This window comes from Ruegeria sp. SAZD013 (genome assembly GCF_059612525.1).
On record NZ_JBXWQT010000013.1, the window covers coordinates 44779 to 63292 of the forward strand.

General features: G+C 55.6%; 11 protein-coding genes and 1 tRNA gene. 9 read left to right on the top strand and 3 right to left on the bottom strand.

Annotated features, from left to right (window positions below):
* Positions 1 to 236 precede the first annotated feature (236 nt).
* The 7 genes from AC2FLU_RS02325 to AC2FLU_RS02355 all read left to right on the top strand — a co-directional run bounded on the left by AC2FLU_RS02325 (position 237) and on the right by AC2FLU_RS02355 (position 12739).
* Positions 237 to 1097, top strand: a complete 861-nt coding sequence (locus AC2FLU_RS02325) for a WYL domain-containing transcriptional regulator (RefSeq protein WP_496811843.1) — start codon at positions 237 to 239, stop codon at positions 1095 to 1097.
* On the top strand, positions 1081 to 4017 hold the full coding sequence (locus AC2FLU_RS02330; RefSeq protein WP_496811844.1) for a sigma-70 family RNA polymerase sigma factor: 2937 nt from the start codon (positions 1081 to 1083) through the stop codon (positions 4015 to 4017). Before AC2FLU_RS02325 ends, AC2FLU_RS02330 begins: the two co-directional genes overlap by 17 nt.
* Positions 4018 to 4049: 32 nt before the next feature.
* Positions 4050 to 5516 carry an ATP-binding protein gene (locus AC2FLU_RS02335; protein ID WP_496811845.1) on the top strand — a complete coding sequence of 489 codons (1467 nt, stop codon included), beginning with the start codon at positions 4050 to 4052 and terminating at the stop codon, positions 5514 to 5516.
* On the top strand, positions 5513 to 8401 hold the full coding sequence (locus tag AC2FLU_RS02340; protein ID WP_496811846.1) for a Z1 domain-containing protein: 2889 nt from the start codon (positions 5513 to 5515) through the stop codon (positions 8399 to 8401). The genes AC2FLU_RS02335 and AC2FLU_RS02340 overlap by 4 nt, the downstream gene beginning before the upstream one ends.
* Entirely contained in the window at positions 8385 to 9389 is a 1005-nt protein-coding gene (locus AC2FLU_RS02345) for a PD-(D/E)XK motif protein (protein ID WP_496811847.1), read from the top strand. The genes AC2FLU_RS02340 and AC2FLU_RS02345 overlap by 17 nt, the downstream gene beginning before the upstream one ends.
* Before the next feature lies 1 nt (position 9390).
* Positions 9391 to 11196, top strand: coding sequence for an AIPR family protein (locus AC2FLU_RS02350; RefSeq protein ID WP_496811848.1), 1806 nt, complete (start codon positions 9391 to 9393; stop codon positions 11194 to 11196).
* Between the two features lie 223 nt (positions 11197 to 11419).
* Positions 11420 to 12739, top strand: coding sequence for an ATP-binding protein (locus AC2FLU_RS02355; protein WP_496811849.1), 1320 nt, complete (start codon positions 11420 to 11422; stop codon positions 12737 to 12739).
* A gap of 50 nt (positions 12740 to 12789) precedes the next feature.
* On the opposite strand, the gene AC2FLU_RS02360 is transcribed toward AC2FLU_RS02355, so the two are convergent.
* Positions 12790 to 14322 carry a DNA cytosine methyltransferase gene (locus AC2FLU_RS02360; RefSeq protein ID WP_496811850.1) on the bottom strand — a complete coding sequence of 511 codons (1533 nt, stop codon included), beginning with the start codon at positions 14320 to 14322 and terminating at the stop codon, positions 12790 to 12792.
* Between the two features lie 106 nt (positions 14323 to 14428).
* Here AC2FLU_RS02360 and AC2FLU_RS02365 point away from each other — a divergent pair, with 106 nt between their 5' ends.
* Both AC2FLU_RS02365 and AC2FLU_RS02370 read left to right on the top strand, forming a co-directional pair.
* Positions 14429 to 14887, top strand: coding sequence for a very short patch repair endonuclease (locus tag AC2FLU_RS02365; RefSeq protein ID WP_496811871.1), 459 nt, complete (start codon positions 14429 to 14431; stop codon positions 14885 to 14887).
* Between the two features lie 79 nt (positions 14888 to 14966).
* Complete coding sequence (locus AC2FLU_RS02370; protein ID WP_496811851.1) at positions 14967 to 15881, top strand: HNH endonuclease; 915 nt, start codon at positions 14967 to 14969, stop codon at positions 15879 to 15881.
* A 673-nt stretch (positions 15882 to 16554) separates the two neighbouring features.
* Here AC2FLU_RS02370 and AC2FLU_RS02375 read toward each other — a convergent pair.
* Complete coding sequence (locus AC2FLU_RS02375) at positions 16555 to 17895, bottom strand: DUF7986 domain-containing protein (RefSeq protein ID WP_496808349.1); 1341 nt, start codon at positions 17893 to 17895, stop codon at positions 16555 to 16557.
* A gap of 399 nt (positions 17896 to 18294) precedes the next feature.
* Positions 18295 to 18384: transfer RNA gene (locus AC2FLU_RS02380), tRNA-Ser, on the bottom strand.
* Between the last annotated feature and the right edge of the window lie 130 nt (positions 18385 to 18514).

An 18514-nucleotide genomic window follows, 5' to 3' on the forward strand; every position in this document is an offset into this window, starting at 1 on the left:
AACACGCCCCCAACTCTATATCGTGCCAGTTTCGGACAAGCTGCCATTTTTGCGAAAGCCTGCGCGTTTGAGTGAGACAAAGCTTTGCGACTAAGGCAATTCCAGAAGAAGGCTTGTTGCGCTGCAAGATTCCTCCACCATCCCGATTGAATGCGTAGCGCTCCATGGCTATCTTCTCATAAGCCCAATTATTGTGCGCGCATATTTTTTGGACGCATAAATCCACGGAGGGCGCGGTGGAAAACGAAAAGCCAGAACTACGCTGGGGGGTCGAGCAAAGGCTCGAGTTCATTGAATTCCGCCTATTCTGGGAGGGTCATGTAAACCGTAGTGATTTGATGGAGCAGTTTGGGTTGTCGGTAAATCAAGCGTCATCCGACCTGAACCGCTATCTCAGAATCGCGCCGGACAATATGGTCTATGACAAGAGCGCACGGACCTATGTTCGAGGTTCGGATTTTTCCCCAAACTTCCAGCAACCAGATGCCGCACAATACTTGGCTCAACTACGCTCAGTCAAAGAGGACATTCTTGATCGCGAAGATTGTTGGATCGCCGATCTCCCACCTTTTGAGGCCGTGCCGACGCCAGCCCGAGGCGTTAATCCCGTCACCCTTCGTTCTTTGGTCACAGCCATCCGCGGCTCTCAAGCGATAGAGGTGAAATACCAGTCGCTTTCGTTCCCCGAGCCCCGTTGGCGCTGGATAGCTCCACACGCGATCGGTTTCGACGGCTACCGATGGCACGCGCGGGCATTTTGCCTGACTGACGAAGTCTTCAAGGACTTCCTGTTGTCCCGAATTGTGAATATCCGGGGGTCACGGGAGAGCGATGCGACGGCTGCTGCCGACAGCGATTGGCATTCCAAGGTAACGCTCGAAGTCGTCCCCCACCCAGATCTCTCGGAAACGCAGGCGAAGGTCATCGCTCTCGACTACGGCATGCGGGGCGGCAAAACGAAGATCAAGGTTCGGCGCGCGCTGCTCTACTATGCGCTTAGGCGGCTTGGGCTAGATACTGATCCCGGCGTAAGGAAGCCGCAGGATCAGAAAATCGTGCTTCTCAACAGGGAGGCCGTTTATGAAAATACTGGATAAATTGTCTCGAGTCCTCGGCGGTCGTGCCTCGCCTAACTACAAACCTGAAAGCCAAGCTCTTGCCCCTTACGAGATCCGCCTGATTGCCGAAGGTAAGCTCGATAGACTCGCCGATTTCGCAGCGTCTGCACGCCTCCATTTTGCTGATCCGAAGGGAGACACCCCACTCCATCTGGCAGCACGGACGGGAAACCTTGCTCTATGCGATCTCTTCATCCGTTCCGGGGCCGACCCCAATACACTTAACCATGAACGGCAAACCCCCGCTGACGTCGCACTTTCAGAGGGTCACGGGTTAGCATCGCAGCTTCTGTCTTCGCTTATTACAGAATCGCCAATCGAAGAAAAACCTGAAGAAGGCGGCATCACCCCAAGACCCGAAACCAGCAAAGCGCTGAGAAACGATGTCTCAGAACATCGATCCACGCCTACCCCGCAAAGAAAGCCGGAAGCGCCTTCGAAGCCTGCTGATGAACAAATTGAGGAAAAGTATTGGACCGCAGAAAGAAACGAGGAATTGGTGCGCCTTTGGTCCTTAGGCGCAGAACCAAGCCAGATCGCTCAGCGACTTGGCGGGCTCGCTACTCCCGGCGCAATACTCAACCAGATTCACTGTTTGGGCATATACAAGTTGAGGGCAACGGCCAGTGAGCGCTCGCAACACGAGGAAACTCCAAAGTCCACCGCAAGTTCGTCTTGGCCAGACGAGCGTGTCGACCTCCTGGAAAGAATGTGGGCCGACGGCCGAAGTGCGACCCAGATCGCAAGGGAGTTGGGTGGGGTCAGCCGCAACGCAGTTCTGAGCAAAGCACATCGTCTCGGCCTGCGGAAAAAAGAGGGTGATGACGACAGTAGCTCCCAAACGGTAGCTGAAGTACCCCCGCCCAATGCCGCTCCGCCCATTGCAGCGCAATCGGAACAGCCTAGTGCGGAAACTGAGCAATCTAGTGCGGCACCAAGCCAACTAGATGACCTTGACGACTTGCTTGTTTTTGAGGCTGAGGAAGAGCCAGAGCGTTTCTTCGGCGAGTCCGAGCGCGAAGCGGTTTCGGGGACATTCGTTGCGCTCGTCAGTCCCTCACCTGTAGTTTCCACGGATGAGAACGGAGATTGGGATCTCGACCTTTCACCAGCATCGATTGTCGGTGAAGGCATTGGTGCCGCCGCCGTAAGCGCGGACAATGGCGCAGAGCATGATTTTCTCAAGGTACGTAACCGCGGGCGCCAATCAATCAAACCCGCGGTGGTTCAGAGCGGCACGCAACTGTCAATCGATACGGAGATCTGCACCACATGGGCCAAGGAAGTTTTGCAGAAGGGATGGTACTCAATCAGCGACATCGAAAGCCTTCTCGCTCTATGCGAAGGCAATGGCGATCTTGACGAATTGCGCATCAACCTCCAGCGCACCCTTGAGGTCGGCGGCTTCGACGAGGTGGATTTTGCCTTCAGACATAATGACGGGCTTTGGGACTCCCGAACGGACATATCCGGGGATGAGCTTTCTGAAGCAATCGAGGCAGCACTCACGAGATCGACGCGGCTGCCTGGAACACAACGGTTCGTCATGGACAAGTCCGATGAACGGCAACTCTTGGAGCCCATGGTCCGGGCAAAGCAAGAGCTTCAGTTGGGAATTCTCGCCTCCGAAGCTGCCGTCCAAATGATCCTTGATGTCGTCGACACCATCCAGAGTGGTGTCCGGAACCCAAGTTCTGTCTCGCTGAAGACCATCATCCCTTCTCGCCCCGGCCACACCGAGACGGCCGAAGTCATGACCGCTGCGGAATCCCTCAAGTCTTGGCAAGAAAATGGCCGCGTTATGGATGGTAAACGGCGACGTCAAGCGCTTAACGCGCTTGAGGCGCTCGATCTATCTCTGGGATTCCTAAAAGAGCTCGTTAGTTCGATTGAAAAAAACCTTGCTGGACCGGAGCATGTCAACGAGCTGAATACCCAAATCTCACTCTTTGAGGCCGCCAACGAGCGACTAGTTCGCAAACACCTGCCTTACGCACGACGCTTTGCTGCACGGAGCGTGGAAGAAGGTGAAGACCCGGAGGACGTGTTTCAGGTGGCGTTCATGGGTCTACAGCGATCCACGCGGCGCTTTGATCCAGAGCGCGGTTATCGCTTCGTTGTTTATGCCTCTTACTGGATGCGGCAGGCGATCATGCGATGGCGTGCTGACGAAGGATCTACGATCCGCATACCTGTTCATCGGAAGGAGAAAATTGCGAGGTTAGATCTCGCCATGGATAAGCTCGACGTTAGGGCTGACGGCTTTGTTTCCGAAAAGGATCTTGCCGCGGAACTGGAATGGACAACTGATGAGGTGTCTCAGTTTCGTGGGTTTCCCCGCGAGGCTGTGTATCCAGAAAGCATCGACGACTGGGATGAGCTATTTCCTAGTCAAGAGGACGCGAACGCCTTCGACGAGGCAGAGACTGAAAAAATCATTGCTGACGCCCTAGCTGAACTGCCAGAGCGCGAGGCAGATATAATTCGGATGCGCTTTGGGATCGATCGCGACTCCGAGATGACCCTCGAGGAAATTGGCCAGATCTATGGAGTGACACGCGAGCGCATTCGACAGATCGAGGCAAAGGGCCTTGACCGACTTTCTCATCCTGGTCGCAAGCGCCAGCTCCAAGAATTACTGGGCTACGACAGCAGTCGAGGATTGAAAGTCCCCTCTGTGCAGCACACAGAAAAAGATGGTGCATCCGAAACAACTAACAACAAGCGGCAACTTATGTCCTGGACGAGATACCGAGTAGCTCGTCTCGAGGAGCTTTGGGCGGCCGGCATGAGCGCAAGTGAGATTGCGGAGGAGCTGGGGGGAACCAGCCGGAATGCAGTAATTGGTAAGTTGAGCCGCCTCGGTCTGGCAGACTCAGGCAGAGAGCAACGTCTATGACTGTGCGAAATGCTCCCCCCTATGCCGGTTCAATGCTCGAGTCACTTCGCGGGCTCGGCTATGCGCTTCCTACTGCACTGGCCGATCTGGTTGACAACTCCATTACGGCGAATTCAAGCGAGGTCGCCATCCATCTCGAATGGGCTGGCCCAGACAGCTGGGTAAGGATTGTTGACGACGGCGACGGCATGGACGACGCGGCCCTTGAAGCCGGAATGCGCCTTGGTGCACGCGATCCTCGAGCGGAGCGCGCAGCCAGCGACCTTGGGCGCTTCGGACTAGGCCTTAAGACAGCAAGTTTCTCTCAAGCTCGAAGACTGACCGTTGCTAGTCGGCAGAATGGCGGACCTGTTGCATGCCTGCGCTGGGATCTCGACCTAATTGGCCAGGAGCCGGGCGCCGAATGGCCCCTCTTTGAAGGGCCCGCACAAGGATCTGAGCAACTGCTTGCGCCCCTCGAGCAGATGGAACACGGCACCATCGTCCTTTGGGAGAAGCTAGACCGGATTGTGACCGATGGCTTCGCCGCCACTGACATGATCGAGCTCGCCGATCGCGTCGAAGCACATCTTGCTATGACCTTTCATCGTCTTTTGGACAGCCAGCAGCCGATTCTGCGCCTCCTTCTAAACGGTAGAGGGGTGAAGCCCTGGGATCCTTACATGATGGGACATCCCGGCAAAGCGCTCGAAAGCCCCGAGTATCGCATCCTCCATACAACAGGTGTGACGGTTCAATGTCATGTCCTTCCGCACCGCGACATGCTCAAGCCCACCGAACAAGAATCCGCGGCCGGACCCGGAGGATGGACGCAGCAGGAAGGCTTCTACGTGTATCGCAACCGCCGTCTCCTTCTTGCAGGGGGCTGGCTGGGCCTAGGCGACGGCGGCAAGCCATGGCCGCGCGATGAAGCTCACCGGCTCGCCCGCATAAGGCTTGACATACCAAACAGCGCGGACGCCGATTGGAAGATCAATGTTCTGAAGTCGACCGCCAATCCGCCGGTACGTCTGCGGCCTCAACTTCACCGCCTTGCATCGGAGACGCGGGATACGGCGAGACGGGTCTTTGCCCACCGAGGTCACGTTACGCCTGTTTCGGGCACGCGCTCAAACGCGGTTGCCGAGGCTTGGCAAGTGCGGCGCTCCGCACAAGGGACCTCTTACCGGATTGCCCGCGACCATGACCTCGTCGCCTCGATCCTGAAACGCGCAGGATCGCTCAAGCCGGACATCCTCGCTGTTCTAAGGCTCATTGAGGAGACCGTTCCAGTTCAGCGCATCTGGCTTGATACCGCAGAAGACAAAGAAACGCCGAGGACAGGTTTCGCCGGGGCACCGGACGAAGAAGTTATGGAGACATTGTCCTCGATGTTCGAAGCACTTGTGACATTTCGCGGTCTGAGTCCTGCTGAGGCGCGCGAACGGCTCGGTCGCACGCCCCCATTCGACAGGTATCTAGACCTAATTTCATCCCTTGAAGTGAAAGATTCGCCATGACGGTTTCTGATCAGAAAGCCTTCGATTCAATACTTTCCATGGCGCAGAACATGCTGCGCCTCGCTTCGGAACGGGCACAGAGCCCTGTGACGCCAGAAATGATCGAAAAGGAGCTGGCAAAGCTCGCAATAATGATGGAGGAGGATTTTGCCCTCGTCGATCGGGACGCTCTCGTTGACGAACTGATCCGTCGCTCAAGCCGCACCGTTGGTCAGAACGCCACCCTAATGAGCGGCGAGGACCATATTCCCTGGCTCGACGCTGAAAGAAAAAAGGGGTGGACGTACTGGCAACGCTACTCCGAATACATGGAAACGCGTATTCCGTGGTCGGCTCTCGACGCCCTCGACGTTGCTACCGATGAAGTTCTTTCAAACCTCGAGGATCCCGTTCGCGAAGGCGCTTGGGATCGCCGCGGTCTCGTCGTCGGCCACGTGCAGTCCGGAAAGACAGGCAATTACACCGGTCTGATCTGCAAGGCAGCAGACGCTGGTTACAAGATCATTATCGTGCTTGCGGGCCTTCACAACAACTTGAGGGCTCAGACCCAGATCCGCCTAGACGAGGGGTTCCTCGGCTTTGCCACGATCGCGGATGCCGATGAGCTTCCCGCGGTCGGGGTTGGACTTATCGACAACGACACATCTGTCCGCCCCAATGCCGCAACCAATCGAAGTGACAAAGGCGACTTCAACACAGCCGTTGCGGCCAAGATGAACATCAGTCCGGAGCAGCGACCTTGGTTGTTCGTCGTCAAGAAAAACAAGACCGTCCTTGAGCGCTTGTTACACTGGATCCGCAATCGAGTCGCCAATCACACCGATCCCACGACGGGTCGCAAGATGGTTACCAATTTGCCAATTCTTGTGATCGACGATGAGTCGGATCATGGTTCAGTAGACACGGGCGAAGACGTCGTAGATGATTTCGGCAATCCAGATCTCGAGCATCAGCCGAAAACCATCAACAGGCTCATCCGTGCGATTTTGCACCACTTTGCACGCAAGGCTTACGTAGGCTACACCGCGACACCCTTTGCAAACATCTTCATTCACGAGCGAGGTGAAACGCAGGAGCATGGTCCCGACCTATTCCCTTCCGCATTCATCACCAGCCTAGCGGCACCATCGAACTACGTTGGGCCGGGACGCGTGTTTGGGTCCGCTTCAAGCACGCCAGAAGACCTGCCACTGGTGCGCGCACTATCAGACGATGAATTCCAGCCCTGGATGCCCAGCAAGTCGACGACGTCGCCAGAAATGAAGCCGCACAAGAACGGGCATCGACCACGCTGGGAGGGCGAAGATCGCGTGCCGGACTCGCTCGCAGAAGCGATCCGGTCATTCGTGTATGCCTGCGCCGTACGGAAACTGCGCGGGCAAGGCGACAAGCACTCCTCCATGCTCATCCACGTGACGCGCTTCACCTCAGTACAAAATGAAGTGTTCAATCAGGTAGCCACCTACGTGAGAGACATGAAAGGCCGATACACACGTGGCATCGAACTTGCTCCCCTCGAGGCATCCATGCGCGAAGAATATGAAGCGACCTTTCTCCCTGGTATGCGAGGGATCCGAGATGCGCTTGTGGAAGGCGAGACGCTGGATGACTTCTCATGGGCGGAAATTCGTGACGTTTTGCCGGACGTCCTGTCGGACATTCGCGTGCGCGAGATCAACGGCACGGCGAAGGACGCTCTGGACTATGCTGAGAACGACGCCAGCGGCCTGAAGGTTATCGCCATCGGTGGCGACAAGCTTGCGCGTGGTCTGACGCTCGAGGGTCTATGCACAAGCTACTTCCTGCGGACCGCACGCATGTACGACACACTGATGCAAATGGGTCGGTGGTTCGGCTACCGTGACGGCTACCTCGATGTCTGCCGCCTATACACATCCGAAGAAATGGTGGAGTGGTTCGGCCATATCGCCGATGCAGCCGAAGAGCTTCGCCAAGAGTTTGATAACATGGTTGCGGCCGGTGCCACGCCGAAGCAGTTCGGCCTGCGCGTGAAATCCCACTCCGTGCTGACCGTGACGTCGCGGGCAAAGATGCGAAACGCGCGAGCGATGCAGTTAACCTATTCAGGCGATCTGCTGCAGACCATCGTGTTCCCAAATCGAAAGGACGATATCACGGCAAACTTCAATGCCACTGATCGCTTCATCAGCGCACTAGGCCCATCGAAAGACCTAAACCACCAGCTCTTTGTACCTGAAGGTCAGAAGTGGAACGGACACCTGTGGCGAGATGTGCCAGCACTCAGCGTGATCTCGTTCCTTCGGGAGTACAGGACCCATTCGGCCAGCTTCCGGATTATGAGCCCGCTGATCGCGGACTTCGTTGAGGAAATGAACAAGGACCAGGAACTGACAGACTGGACCGTGGCCCTTATCGGAAAGGAACAACCCGGAACAGAAAAGTCGGTTGGTGGCGCATCGGTCAAAATGCTGGATCGCCGCAGAGCGGCCGAGCATGCGGATCGTTACTCCATCAAGACCCTCATTTCCCCACGCGATCAGGCTATTGACCTAACCGAGGCAGAGTGGAAGGCAGCCCTCGAACTCAGTCAAAAAACCTGGCGCAATGATACGGATCGAAACGATGGCAAAGAACCACCTTCCGAACCCAGAGGACCGCAGATCCGTCACGTTCTCGGAAACGGGGTGCTTGACGCTGGCATTCCGGCTCGACGCGAACGTGGTTTACTGATGCTCTACCTGCTAGATCCTGCCGGTTCTGGCGTCCCTGAACTCGAAAATGCAGACCCTGTAGTAGCTTGGGCAATCAGCTTCCCTTCGAGCACTTCCGAGAGAAGAGTTTCCAATTCCAAGTATATCGCCAACAGCGTTCTGTGGGGAGGTCTGAATGACTGGGTGGACTGAGGACGGGCTTGAACGCGCTTGGCGAGCGCTCGCGCGCCAAGAGGCCAGTGAAGACTGGCGCTTTGTACATCTCACCGAGATGGGTGCTGTCTCTGTTGAGGCCGGCTGCCACTTTCCGCTGGGGCGAGAAGCTTTGATTGTTTCATTTCCCAGCTCGTGGCCAGTGAATTCGGCACGGTTGCCTGAAGGCAAGGGTTTCGATGTAGCTGTCATCGAGGGGCAGACTGTCGTTGTCGGAAAGACCGCCATAGCGTTGGTCAGACGGCCCGAAGGATCGCCGGACATCTTCGCCATCATGGTCGTCGATGTCTTGCGGACATTGGAAGTCGCAGCAAACACGGCGAATCGTGATGTGATAGAGGCCTTCCTTGAACGGGTCAGGGAATGGCAGGCATTCATGGCCCGTACGCACCGCCCCCTTTCGCCCGATGCACAGATCGGCCTTCTCGGCGAGTTATGGATTTTGAGACTGCTCGCAGACACTTCCTTGGGAGTTGGTGCTCTTGATTGCTGGCAAGGACCATTACGAGCGGCGCAAGACTTTCACGTGCGCGGAGGCGCGATTGAAGTGAAGAGCACTGTTCGGACCGGCAGCTTCCTGGCCCGGATCAACAGCATCGAGCAGCTGGATGGTTCTCGAGATCCAATTCTTCTATGCGGGCTTCGCTTCGAGGAAAAAACGGACGGATTTTCGCTTGTCGATTTCGTCTCTGAACTCCGCCAAAGATTTAAGCATGCTGGAGTCCAGCGCTGCTTCGAAGCCCTACTGATGGTGATGGGCTACCTTGACGAGCATGCGCCGCTCTATGGCCGCACGTTAATATTGAGGGACGCAAGGGTATTTCATGCGGAAGGTCAAATGCCACGCCTCACGCGTGCTGAGCTGCCGGTCGCCATCCGTTCTGCCGCCTATGTACTTGACCTGGATGCTTTGGAAATTCCCTCCATTACGCTTCCCGAATTGATCAACGAATTTGGACTGGATTAACATGAGTCTTGAAGAATTTCACCACAATTTCCGTTCCGACATGCAGACGATCATCGCGGAACGCGTTGCGGATGGTGAGGGTCCCTTTCCTTCCGAGGAACTCGTTTTTGCCGAAATGGTAATGGAGCACGTGGCAGAAACCGGGATATGCGACGCGCCGACCGTTTGTCATTGGAACGGCAAGGTCGGTAACGCAAAGCTGCGCATAACCGGCTATGCCCTCAGTTCAGATGAAACGGCGCTCGACTTGTTCGTGACCCACTATTTTGGAACAGATGAATTAAACGATCTGCGTGACTCGGATGCCACCAGATCCGCCAGCGAAGGCGTGCGCTTCCTCTTCCGCGCTGCGAGCGGGCAGCTTGACACTAAAATCGATCCTACCCACCCGGTCAGGGACCTCGTTGCAACCATCCGTTCTCGCTGGCACGACATTGACCGCCTGCGGGTTTTCGTGATCACAGATGGACGAACCAAGACCAAGCGCTTCTCGAACAAAGAGGTTCATCAGAAGATGGTGGCCGTCGAAGCCATGGACATTGAGCGGCTGTTTCGACACACCGAAGGTAAACCAAGAGATGAACTTGCCGTCAGTTTTGTTCAGTCGATAGGTAGACCTCTACCTTGTGTTCATGTTCCTGATCCTGATGCGGATTACGAGTACGCTCTGACCGCCATTCCGGGGCAACTCATTCGCGATCTTTATCTTCGTTACGGCACAACACTGCTCGAAGCCAACATTCGCACGTTTTTGGGGAACAAACGTGCCGTGAACAGAGGAATAGTCGAAACTCTTCGAAAGGAACCGGAGCACTTTCTCGCATTCAACAACGGTCTGGTCCTAGTCTGCGACGAGGCTGCGTTCGAGCGTTCTGATGACGGTAATCTGGGTTTGTCGTTCATGAAGGGATTGCAGATCGTGAACGGTGGTCAGACGACTTCGAGCATATATTTCGCGTCGCGCGACGACCGTACCATAGATCTCAGCCATGTGATGGTTCCGGCCAAGATCATCATTCTCAAGGCCTCTCAAGACGATGCGCGAGAGCGGTTGATCAGCAACGTCTCGCGATTTGCAAACAGTCAGAACGCAGTCAAAATGTCAGATCTCTCTGCAAATCGCCCGTTCCACCGGGAGCTCGAAAAACTTGCAAACGACACTTGGTGTCCGGATGGAGCTACCCGCTGGTTCTATGAGCGTGCGGCTGGCGCCTACAACGTCATGCTGTTGAGAGAGGGCACTACCCCTGCCAAACGCCGCAAGCTGAAGGAGATGATCCCACCTAGGCGTAAACTGACCAAAACAGAAATTGCCAAGTATCACGAAGCTTGGAGAGGAAAGCCCAATCAAGTAGCTCTCGCTGGAGAAAAAAATTTCAGAGCGTTCATGGAGGCGCTCGACGAAAATCCAAACTTGGTTCCAAGTCCACTAGACGTCAGATGGTATCGCGAAATGATTGCAAAAGTTATCATTTTCAAGGCCATCGAAAGTATGATTAAGACGAAGGACGCCAAGGAGATCTTTCGACAAGGTTATGTAAACATTGCCACATACGTTGTTGCTGTTGTCTCAGACCGAATTGGCGAAAGGCTCGACTTTGAGAAGATTTGGAGGCGACAGAGCATCTCGGAAGGGTTCCGGGATCTGCTTTGGGATTGGGCGGTTATTGTGAATGACGAGTTCAACAGAATCGCTCCTGGTCAGCAGTTTTCCGAGGTCGCCAAGCGGCTCGAAACTTGGAACAAGATCAAAATAGCTAGCTTCCCCATGCAATATGGAGGCATCGATGAATTGAAGGAGAATTAACACTGGAAGGTAAGAATTGGGCTTCGGGCAGATGAGCCGGTTCTCTACAAAAGCAAGGCAATCTTTTAACTCGCGCGCACACAAAGGCCACGTTTCAAAGACTGATGCGAAGTCTCACTGTGTCCGTTGACAGCGAAATTGAAGTGAACCTCGCTGCGCACTAGACAACCGCACGAGCAAAATTCCAGATGGGCATGTTCCCAGATTTTTAACAGGTGAAACCATGCCAAATGATACGAAGACGGGCCAAAATAATCTTGGATCGACCAAAGATCATGAAGCTTCCTTGGAAGACCTTTCAGAGCTTTTGCCCTCAGAATTCAGTTCGGAGGTTGCCGCGGAAGACTACCATCGAGCAAGACAGGCAGAAACCTCGAAAGGTGAATTCATAAAGGTTAGTGAGACTAGATGGGATCATCAAGAAGTCGATTGGTCATTGGACGGCTTGGGCACGGGAACGTCTATCGAGACGGAGAGTTTTGAGGATGGTCGGCCTTCACCAACGGAGCGAATTGATCGCGCGACTCCCATCACGCCAGCTACATCAAGTGCGCAAAAGAATAAAGAGACACTTAAGAGCAACACAACAAGCTGCGAGCATGTTGCTTCCATACAATTAAGGAATTTTAAAAAGTTTCGAAGCTTCCGAATTGACTGTGGAGCTACAAACATACTTACCGGCAAAAACAATGCTGGAAAATCAAGCATTCTTGACGCTCTCCGAGTCGCTCATGACGTTCTCAGGTACGCCACCCGAAGAAGACCTGAAATATCCGAGTTCGAGGGAAGAAGTTGCGCTAGCTTCTCCATGCCAACCAGTACCATAAAAATCCCGATCGATAATATCACTTGGAATTACTCTGATGACCCAGCCTCAGTTCGGCTATCACTAAAAAACGGATCTCAATTTGTAATCCTCCTTCACGCGGATCAACCAATTAGAGCCTATCTTCTTTGTGACGGACCCTTACCTCGAACGACCGCAGCCTTTCGGCGCCAGTTTCCTTTATCATTGGTTGTGGTTCCAACTTTGGGTCCAGTTGAGGAGAGCGAACAATATTTGACCGATAAAACGATCTCAAGCAGCGAGAATACCCGCACCGCTCACCGACATCTAAGAAATATCCTCATTCGAAAAACAGAAGATGAGTTTGACGAGTTTTCTGAGGAAGTGTCATCTGCATGGCCAGAAATCTCGCTGGAGCGCCCACGGGTTTTGAGCCCTGGGGAGCCGATGGAGATGATGTTTTTCGAAGAAAGAATCCCGAGAGAGGTGTTCTGGTCAGGTTTTGGCCTTCAGGTGTGGATGCAGATGGTTTTACAGTTCATGCGTGGTTCTGAAAAGTCTGTCTTGGTCTTGGATGAGCCAGACATTTATCTCCATCCTGAACTGCAGATCCGAATGGTTGAATTGGCCGCGCGCAAATTTGGTCAGATTTTTATTGCTACCCACTCGCCCACCATCGTTGATTGTGCAAATCCTGAAGATGTATTGACCATTTCAGCAAAGGATGCCTCCGCCATCAGAGCCGCACAGGATTAAGAAATCCAAATAGTTGTTGAGCGAAGTCACGCTGCTCAAAGATACTTAAGCTAGTTGAGAATGGCATTTAGGAGTCTAGCGATCTGGACAGCAAGAAACGGAGGAACCGCATTACCAACCTGCACGTATTGTTGCGTTCGATTGCCCATGAACAAGTAGTCATCGGGGAATGTCTGTAGGCGTGCAGCCTCGCGCACGGTCAGGCTGCGGCACTGGATTGGGTCGGGGTGTATGAAGTAATGCCCATCCTTCGAAATATGGCTCGTTACCGTAGTCGCGGCCGCGTCGGCAAGTTGGACTCTAAACCGATCATTGAAGACGCCGCTGTGCCAGTTCCGATGATCCGGGCTTAGCGCGAGAGGATAGTCGGCGGCCTTCGGGCTATAGCCATGCACCGACCCGAATACAGCGGCGAAGAGATACCGCCCGAGGTCGGAGGCCATATGCCCGCGAGTTTCGTGTTGGGTGATAGCACTTAGCTCTGGCCGCTCAAGCCAGCTCAGTAGTTCATCGTTTGAGTTGCCGTAGCCAACCGGCAGACATGACGCAGTTCGATGGTTCGGAGCCCGTGACTTCATTTGCTTGGCAACGGATGAGAATGCCTGTCGAAGTGAAGCGTTCTCTTTCCCCTTGTGTATGTCGGCCAGTAATTTCGCCGCTTCGACAACCTCTTCTCTCCACGCCAATGAATCGTCTCGACCACGGCTAATACCGCTGCGTACGTCGGGCATTGTCCCGATTACGTCGCTGACCGTCCGCGTCAAACCCGAGACGGCAATCTCGGCGCGGGCTGCCTTGCCCGCAATGTTAGATCTTATCCCGACGATGATCACCCTGTGACGTCGTTGTGGCACTCCAAATTCTTCAGCGCGCACGATGAAATCAGACGGTCGTGCTGCTTCTTGCAGGCTAGCTTTTCCATCTTCCACTCGCACTGCCAGCAAGTCGTAGTGATGATCTTGGCCAGTACCAAGTGAGGTCAGGTCCTCCATCAGCATCTCGAAGACAAGTCGACTTTCAACAGTGGAGGAAAGCATGCCTTTGACGTTTTCCATAACGAAAGCGGCGGGACGAAGCCTGTCGAGCACGCGGATGTACTCTCGGAATAGGTAATGCCGCTCATCATCTTCAGGTACATAGCCGATCTTGCCCTTGGCCCGGGCGCGCCCAACGAGGGAATAAGCCTGACAGGGCGGCCCGCCGATGAGAATTGTATCGTCATAGTTTTTGCGCAGCTTCGCTATAGCACCGTCAATCGCCGTCGCGGCAGCCTCAGTGCCAAGTTCGAGTGCGCGAGCCTCATCGAGGGCAAGCCGCCAAGCTTCGGCGTCGACTACTGACCAATCCGGCTCGGGGACAAGCCCTGCATGGAAATCGATGAACTGATCGGGCAAGGCGCCTTGACGCGCCTTGTATTCACGCAGGAACGCGCGCAGCCTCAGCGTGCGATGGGCCGATGTCTCCTTCTCAACCGAGATGCCGATCCGGAACGGCGCATGTCCGTCCTCGACGAGGGATGCAAAGCCCTCGCCAAGGCCGCCCGGACCGGCAAACAGATCGACAATGCCGAAAGTGGAAGGCAAATCAGGCTCCTGACGAAATTCATTCAGTCGGTGTATACCAGGTTCCAGAACGAAGACCAGGGTGCACGTGCCGGATATCGTAGACAAACAGACCCGCTCCCGGATGATGGCCGGGATCAAAGGGAAGGACACGAAGCCCGAACTAGTGCTTCGGCGGGCACTTCATGCCCGCGGCTTCCGTTACCGGCTGCATTCGAAAAATTTCCCCGGGCGACCTGACCTCGTGTTTCCAAAGCATCACGCAATCGTCTTCGTGCATGGCTGCTTCTGGCACCGCCATGAGGGCTGTCGTTACACAACCAGTCCATCGACCCGCCAGGAGTTCTGGCAAGCCAAGTTCACGGCGAATGTCGCTCGAGACAAAGCAGTTCTTGGAAAACTCCTGAAAGACGGGTTGCGCGTCGCAACCGTTTGGGAGTGCGCACTTCGGAGGCCGGATCAGGTAAGCGCCACCACCGACCTCCTGTCAGCGTGGCTGCGATCGAATGAGCTTCAGCTCCAGATCGGCCACGAGGAGGCATCTTCCGTAAATCGAGCGGATGTCCGTTCAGCTACTGGCGCCTAGCCTCGCCAGAGCCCTCCAAACACCTTGGCACCGGGTCTGTTTGGCGTATCAATGGCTCGATCAATTTTGGAGTGAAGATGTGCTGAACCCTAGAGATGATACGGGCCGGAAGCTCGATGCGAAGTTCACGCTCGAGAAGATGCCGGACGGATTTGCCCTGACCGTGGAGTCCCGGGGCGGGTCAGACCATGGCCCGAACCCCAGCCGAAACAAGAACTATATTGATGGAATGCTTCTGCACCTGAAGCGCATGGCCGAGCATGACATGCGCCTCGATGAGATCCAAGTGGCCAGCGCGAAGGCGCTACGGCTGCCCGAATCGGAACGCGTTGTCTGGCCTGAGGGCTTCCCACGGCCACTCAGAATGGCCGCAGTGAGCGACTTCAACGAACTACGTCTCGCCATCGGCCGCCAGTCCGCCAGGTTTCAGAACACATCGAATTCCACTGGCAACAACAGTAAGAGAATGAAGCTGATTGTGCGCTCGCAAGAGGCGGCTTCCATGCAAATGGATCAACTGGAAGGCATCTTCACGGGACGCTACGGCGCGTCGGTCTGGACGGAAGCCCCAACGTCGGATGAGAAAGAGCTCCACGAGCGTGTGATCAACGCGCGCCGCAAGGCGAGACGTTCGTCCGCGAAGGGCCAGACACCTCCCGAAGGACAGGATGACGTCAAGAGGGCGAGTGGTTCATCGGATCGCTTTGTTCGGGATCCAAACGTAATCGCGTGGGTGCTCGAGCAAGCCGGTGGGTCCTGTGAGGCCTGCGGTGACAAAGCCCCTTTCCAGCGCGATGACGGTGAACCGTATCTGGAGGTGCACCATGTGCGCCCGCTGGGAGAGGGCGGGCCGGACACCATCGACAATGCGGTCGCCTGCTGCCCGAACTGCCATCGCCACCTGCATCACGGCCTAGGACGTGAAAAGCTCAGGCAATCACTGCTCGAGCACCTCGGCCGCCTGAAGGACTGGCCGCGGAGACCTCTATCGTGATCACAGTCGTTCAGTTCAGCACAACCGCCCTGAAACTCCACCCTTCAGGCCTCACAGCGGTCTCGATGCCGGTCGCAAGCAAACGTCAGCTCTTCCACCTATCTGACGACATGGTGACCAAAGTTGACATTCTATTATTCCGATGCCCGTGACGCACTTCTGAAGTCGATTTCCGAGACGCCATGGTCAAACCCTCATCCTGAGCTGCTGTATCTGTGAGACAAGGGGGAAATACCCATGCAATCGCCGGCTACAAAATCGCCCGAAGTCAAGTCCAGCGCCTGTTGCCCTGCCTGAAAACCGTATCGCGCCAAATGCCAAACAGAGACTCGCGCAATTTTGAACGACTATTTAGCCTGTGATTTCATGTCTCTAGGGGTCGATGCGGACTGCAAACCACGGAAATCACATCACAATGTACGAGGCGTGAAAAATTTAAAAATCAAAGCATTAAGTTGTGGCGGAGCACTCTGGATTCGAACCAGAGATATGTTCCGTTTGCTAACCCTCGGAAAACACGGCACAATTTCAGCGCAGGAATTAGGGTAGACTGTTGAATTTGCGTGTTTTTTCAGCTTCCCATGACCGATCCTGCCCGCGGTCAAGATCGTGGTGTTGACGCTGGGATTGATCGAGGCAGGTGACCTGCCGCAAACATTGGCGATAGCCGCGATCATCCGCGATGGTCTTGAAGCCCTAGCTCAACCCACATCCAGCTGAAATCATATTCCGCAATCGAACCCTCGCCATGCCCGGCGCTATGGTTTTCCAGCTTCTTCAACCAGGCGATCACCTTCTGGCGCCCCGAAGCCGTGCGCACAGCCTGGCGTGGTGACTTGCCGCCCAGAGCCGGGATCGGTGCGTCCAGCGTTTCGCGGTAATGATTGTCGAGGTGATCCCGCATGAGCTTGCGGGCGATGTCTGGCGGGATCTCGTCTGCCGCCTCGCCCGGCTCTGCATGTCGTTCCTCTGCCTGCATCTGATCAACCGTCTGGATCGTGGTCAACGGTGACTTAAGCAGACCTCCGGCGGCCGCGCCGATCAAGGCCTCGACCTTGGCCGCGCGCTTGGCCGAGTTGACGGTCACCAGCAGCGTCTTGCCCTTCAGTTCCAACGAGCCCAGGACGGTGGCCCCTTCCATCTGCGTGTCCAGCATGATGCCGCGGCCTGCATTGCCGCCGCGCCCCTTGCGCGGCGCCAGCCAGTTCCAGAACTTCGGTCCTTCGGGCAGAAAGCCCTTCACTTGGTCCAGGCTTTCCGCCACGGCCTTCTGCGTCACGCCGCTGGCAAGCGGAAAGCGCAGATCGTGGAACAGGACATCATCACCGTCCGAATTGGAGAACTGCGGCAGCGCAGGGGAGAGGGCGCGGTCGATCTCGATGAACAGCCAGGCAACCGTGAAGATGGGCGCGCAACCCATAAGCTGATCGTGGGAGAGCCGCAGCCCGTCACGCTTCTTCAACCTAAGGACATCGCGGAGCCCGGCAAACAGGAAATCCACTGCCTCGGCGCGAAAGGGCAACAGCGCCCCCGAGATGACGTGATGATCGCGTTCGGGCACCACCCGCACAGCGATGCGGTCCCATTGCTTCAACGTGCGCGTAGCGGATTTCTCTTTAACTGTGACCGGCGCAGCATCCGTCAAGAGATCGCGCAGCACCATCGAAGCGCCGGGCTTAACATCACTGACCTCGTACAGACTGACCGGTGCATCCCGCAGGGCGGCGAAATAGGCCTGGTTCAAGGCCGTTTCCTTCCAGCCGCGCCGTTTCAGGTAAAGGTCGACGATGTTGCCGTCTTCATAGCGTTGGCCAAGGAAGTCCTCGAACCCGCAACCCCAGAGCACGCCCGACCACTGCTCGCCCAGCAGGTCGGCGAGGTCATCCTGGCCGATATCGAACTCCTCCAGTGCGGGCATCAGATGTTCGGCGACCACATCCTGTAGCCGTTCCCGCCAGTCGCCTTCCCGGCCGATAAAGGCCAGAAGGCCCGATATGTCGTTGCGTTCGACCATTTTCTCTCACCCGTCTGAACATTTGGCCGTGGAACCATCACTCGGCCCAGCCCCCCGCAGCCCGTCGTCATCCCTATAAGCGATGACGCTAGAGGGCCACACTATAGCCGAAGGACGTAGCCTCCTCGACCGCAACCATGTCCACAGAATGGAAACAATGCCATTCGCATGAATATTCTGCGACGCGTCAGCTTGCAAACAGCGGGAAGTCAAGTCCAGCGCCCAAAGCCGTGGCCGAAAACCGTATCGCGCCAAATGCCAAACGGAGACTCGCGCCATTCTGGGCGGCTATTTCGCCTGTGATTTCAGGTCTCTAGGGGGCAGATCGCCTCGCATGTCGTGGAAATGCCGCCACAATACGGAGGTCATAAAATCGTTTAAAATCAATATATTATGTGGTGGCGGAGACGAAGGGATTCGAACCCTCGAGACCCTTCCGGGCCTACTCCCTTAGCAGGGGAGCGCCTTCGACCACTCGGCCACGTCTCCGCCGACGGGTATATCCGTGCAAGCAACGGAAATACAAGGTCAATTCCGCAGTGTTTGGTTTTTTTTACAGATCCATCCGAACTCTTTGAAATAGAACGGAATCGCACCGGTTTGCATCCACCATTGGTAC

Excerpts from the sequence above, each read along its gene's own strand:
- AC2FLU_RS02330 (WP_496811844.1), top strand. The coding sequence starts at position 1,081 with ATGAAAATACTGGATAAATTGTCTCGAGTCCTCGGCGGTCGTGCCTCG.
- AC2FLU_RS02335 (WP_496811845.1), top strand. The coding sequence starts at position 4,050 with ATGCTCGAGTCACTTCGCGGGCTCGGCTATGCGCTTCCTACTGCACTG.
- AC2FLU_RS02340 (WP_496811846.1), top strand. The coding sequence starts at position 5,513 with ATGACGGTTTCTGATCAGAAAGCCTTCGATTCAATACTTTCCATGGCG.
- AC2FLU_RS02345 (WP_496811847.1), top strand. The coding sequence starts at position 8,385 with ATGACTGGGTGGACTGAGGACGGGCTTGAACGCGCTTGGCGAGCGCTC.
- AC2FLU_RS02350 (WP_496811848.1), top strand. The coding sequence starts at position 9,391 with ATGAGTCTTGAAGAATTTCACCACAATTTCCGTTCCGACATGCAGACG.
- AC2FLU_RS02355 (WP_496811849.1), top strand. The coding sequence starts at position 11,420 with ATGCCAAATGATACGAAGACGGGCCAAAATAATCTTGGATCGACCAAA.
- AC2FLU_RS02365 (WP_496811871.1), top strand. The coding sequence starts at position 14,429 with ATGGCCGGGATCAAAGGGAAGGACACGAAGCCCGAACTAGTGCTTCGG.
- AC2FLU_RS02375 (WP_496808349.1), bottom strand. The coding sequence starts at position 17,895 with ATGGTCGAACGCAACGACATATCGGGCCTTCTGGCCTTTATCGGCCGG.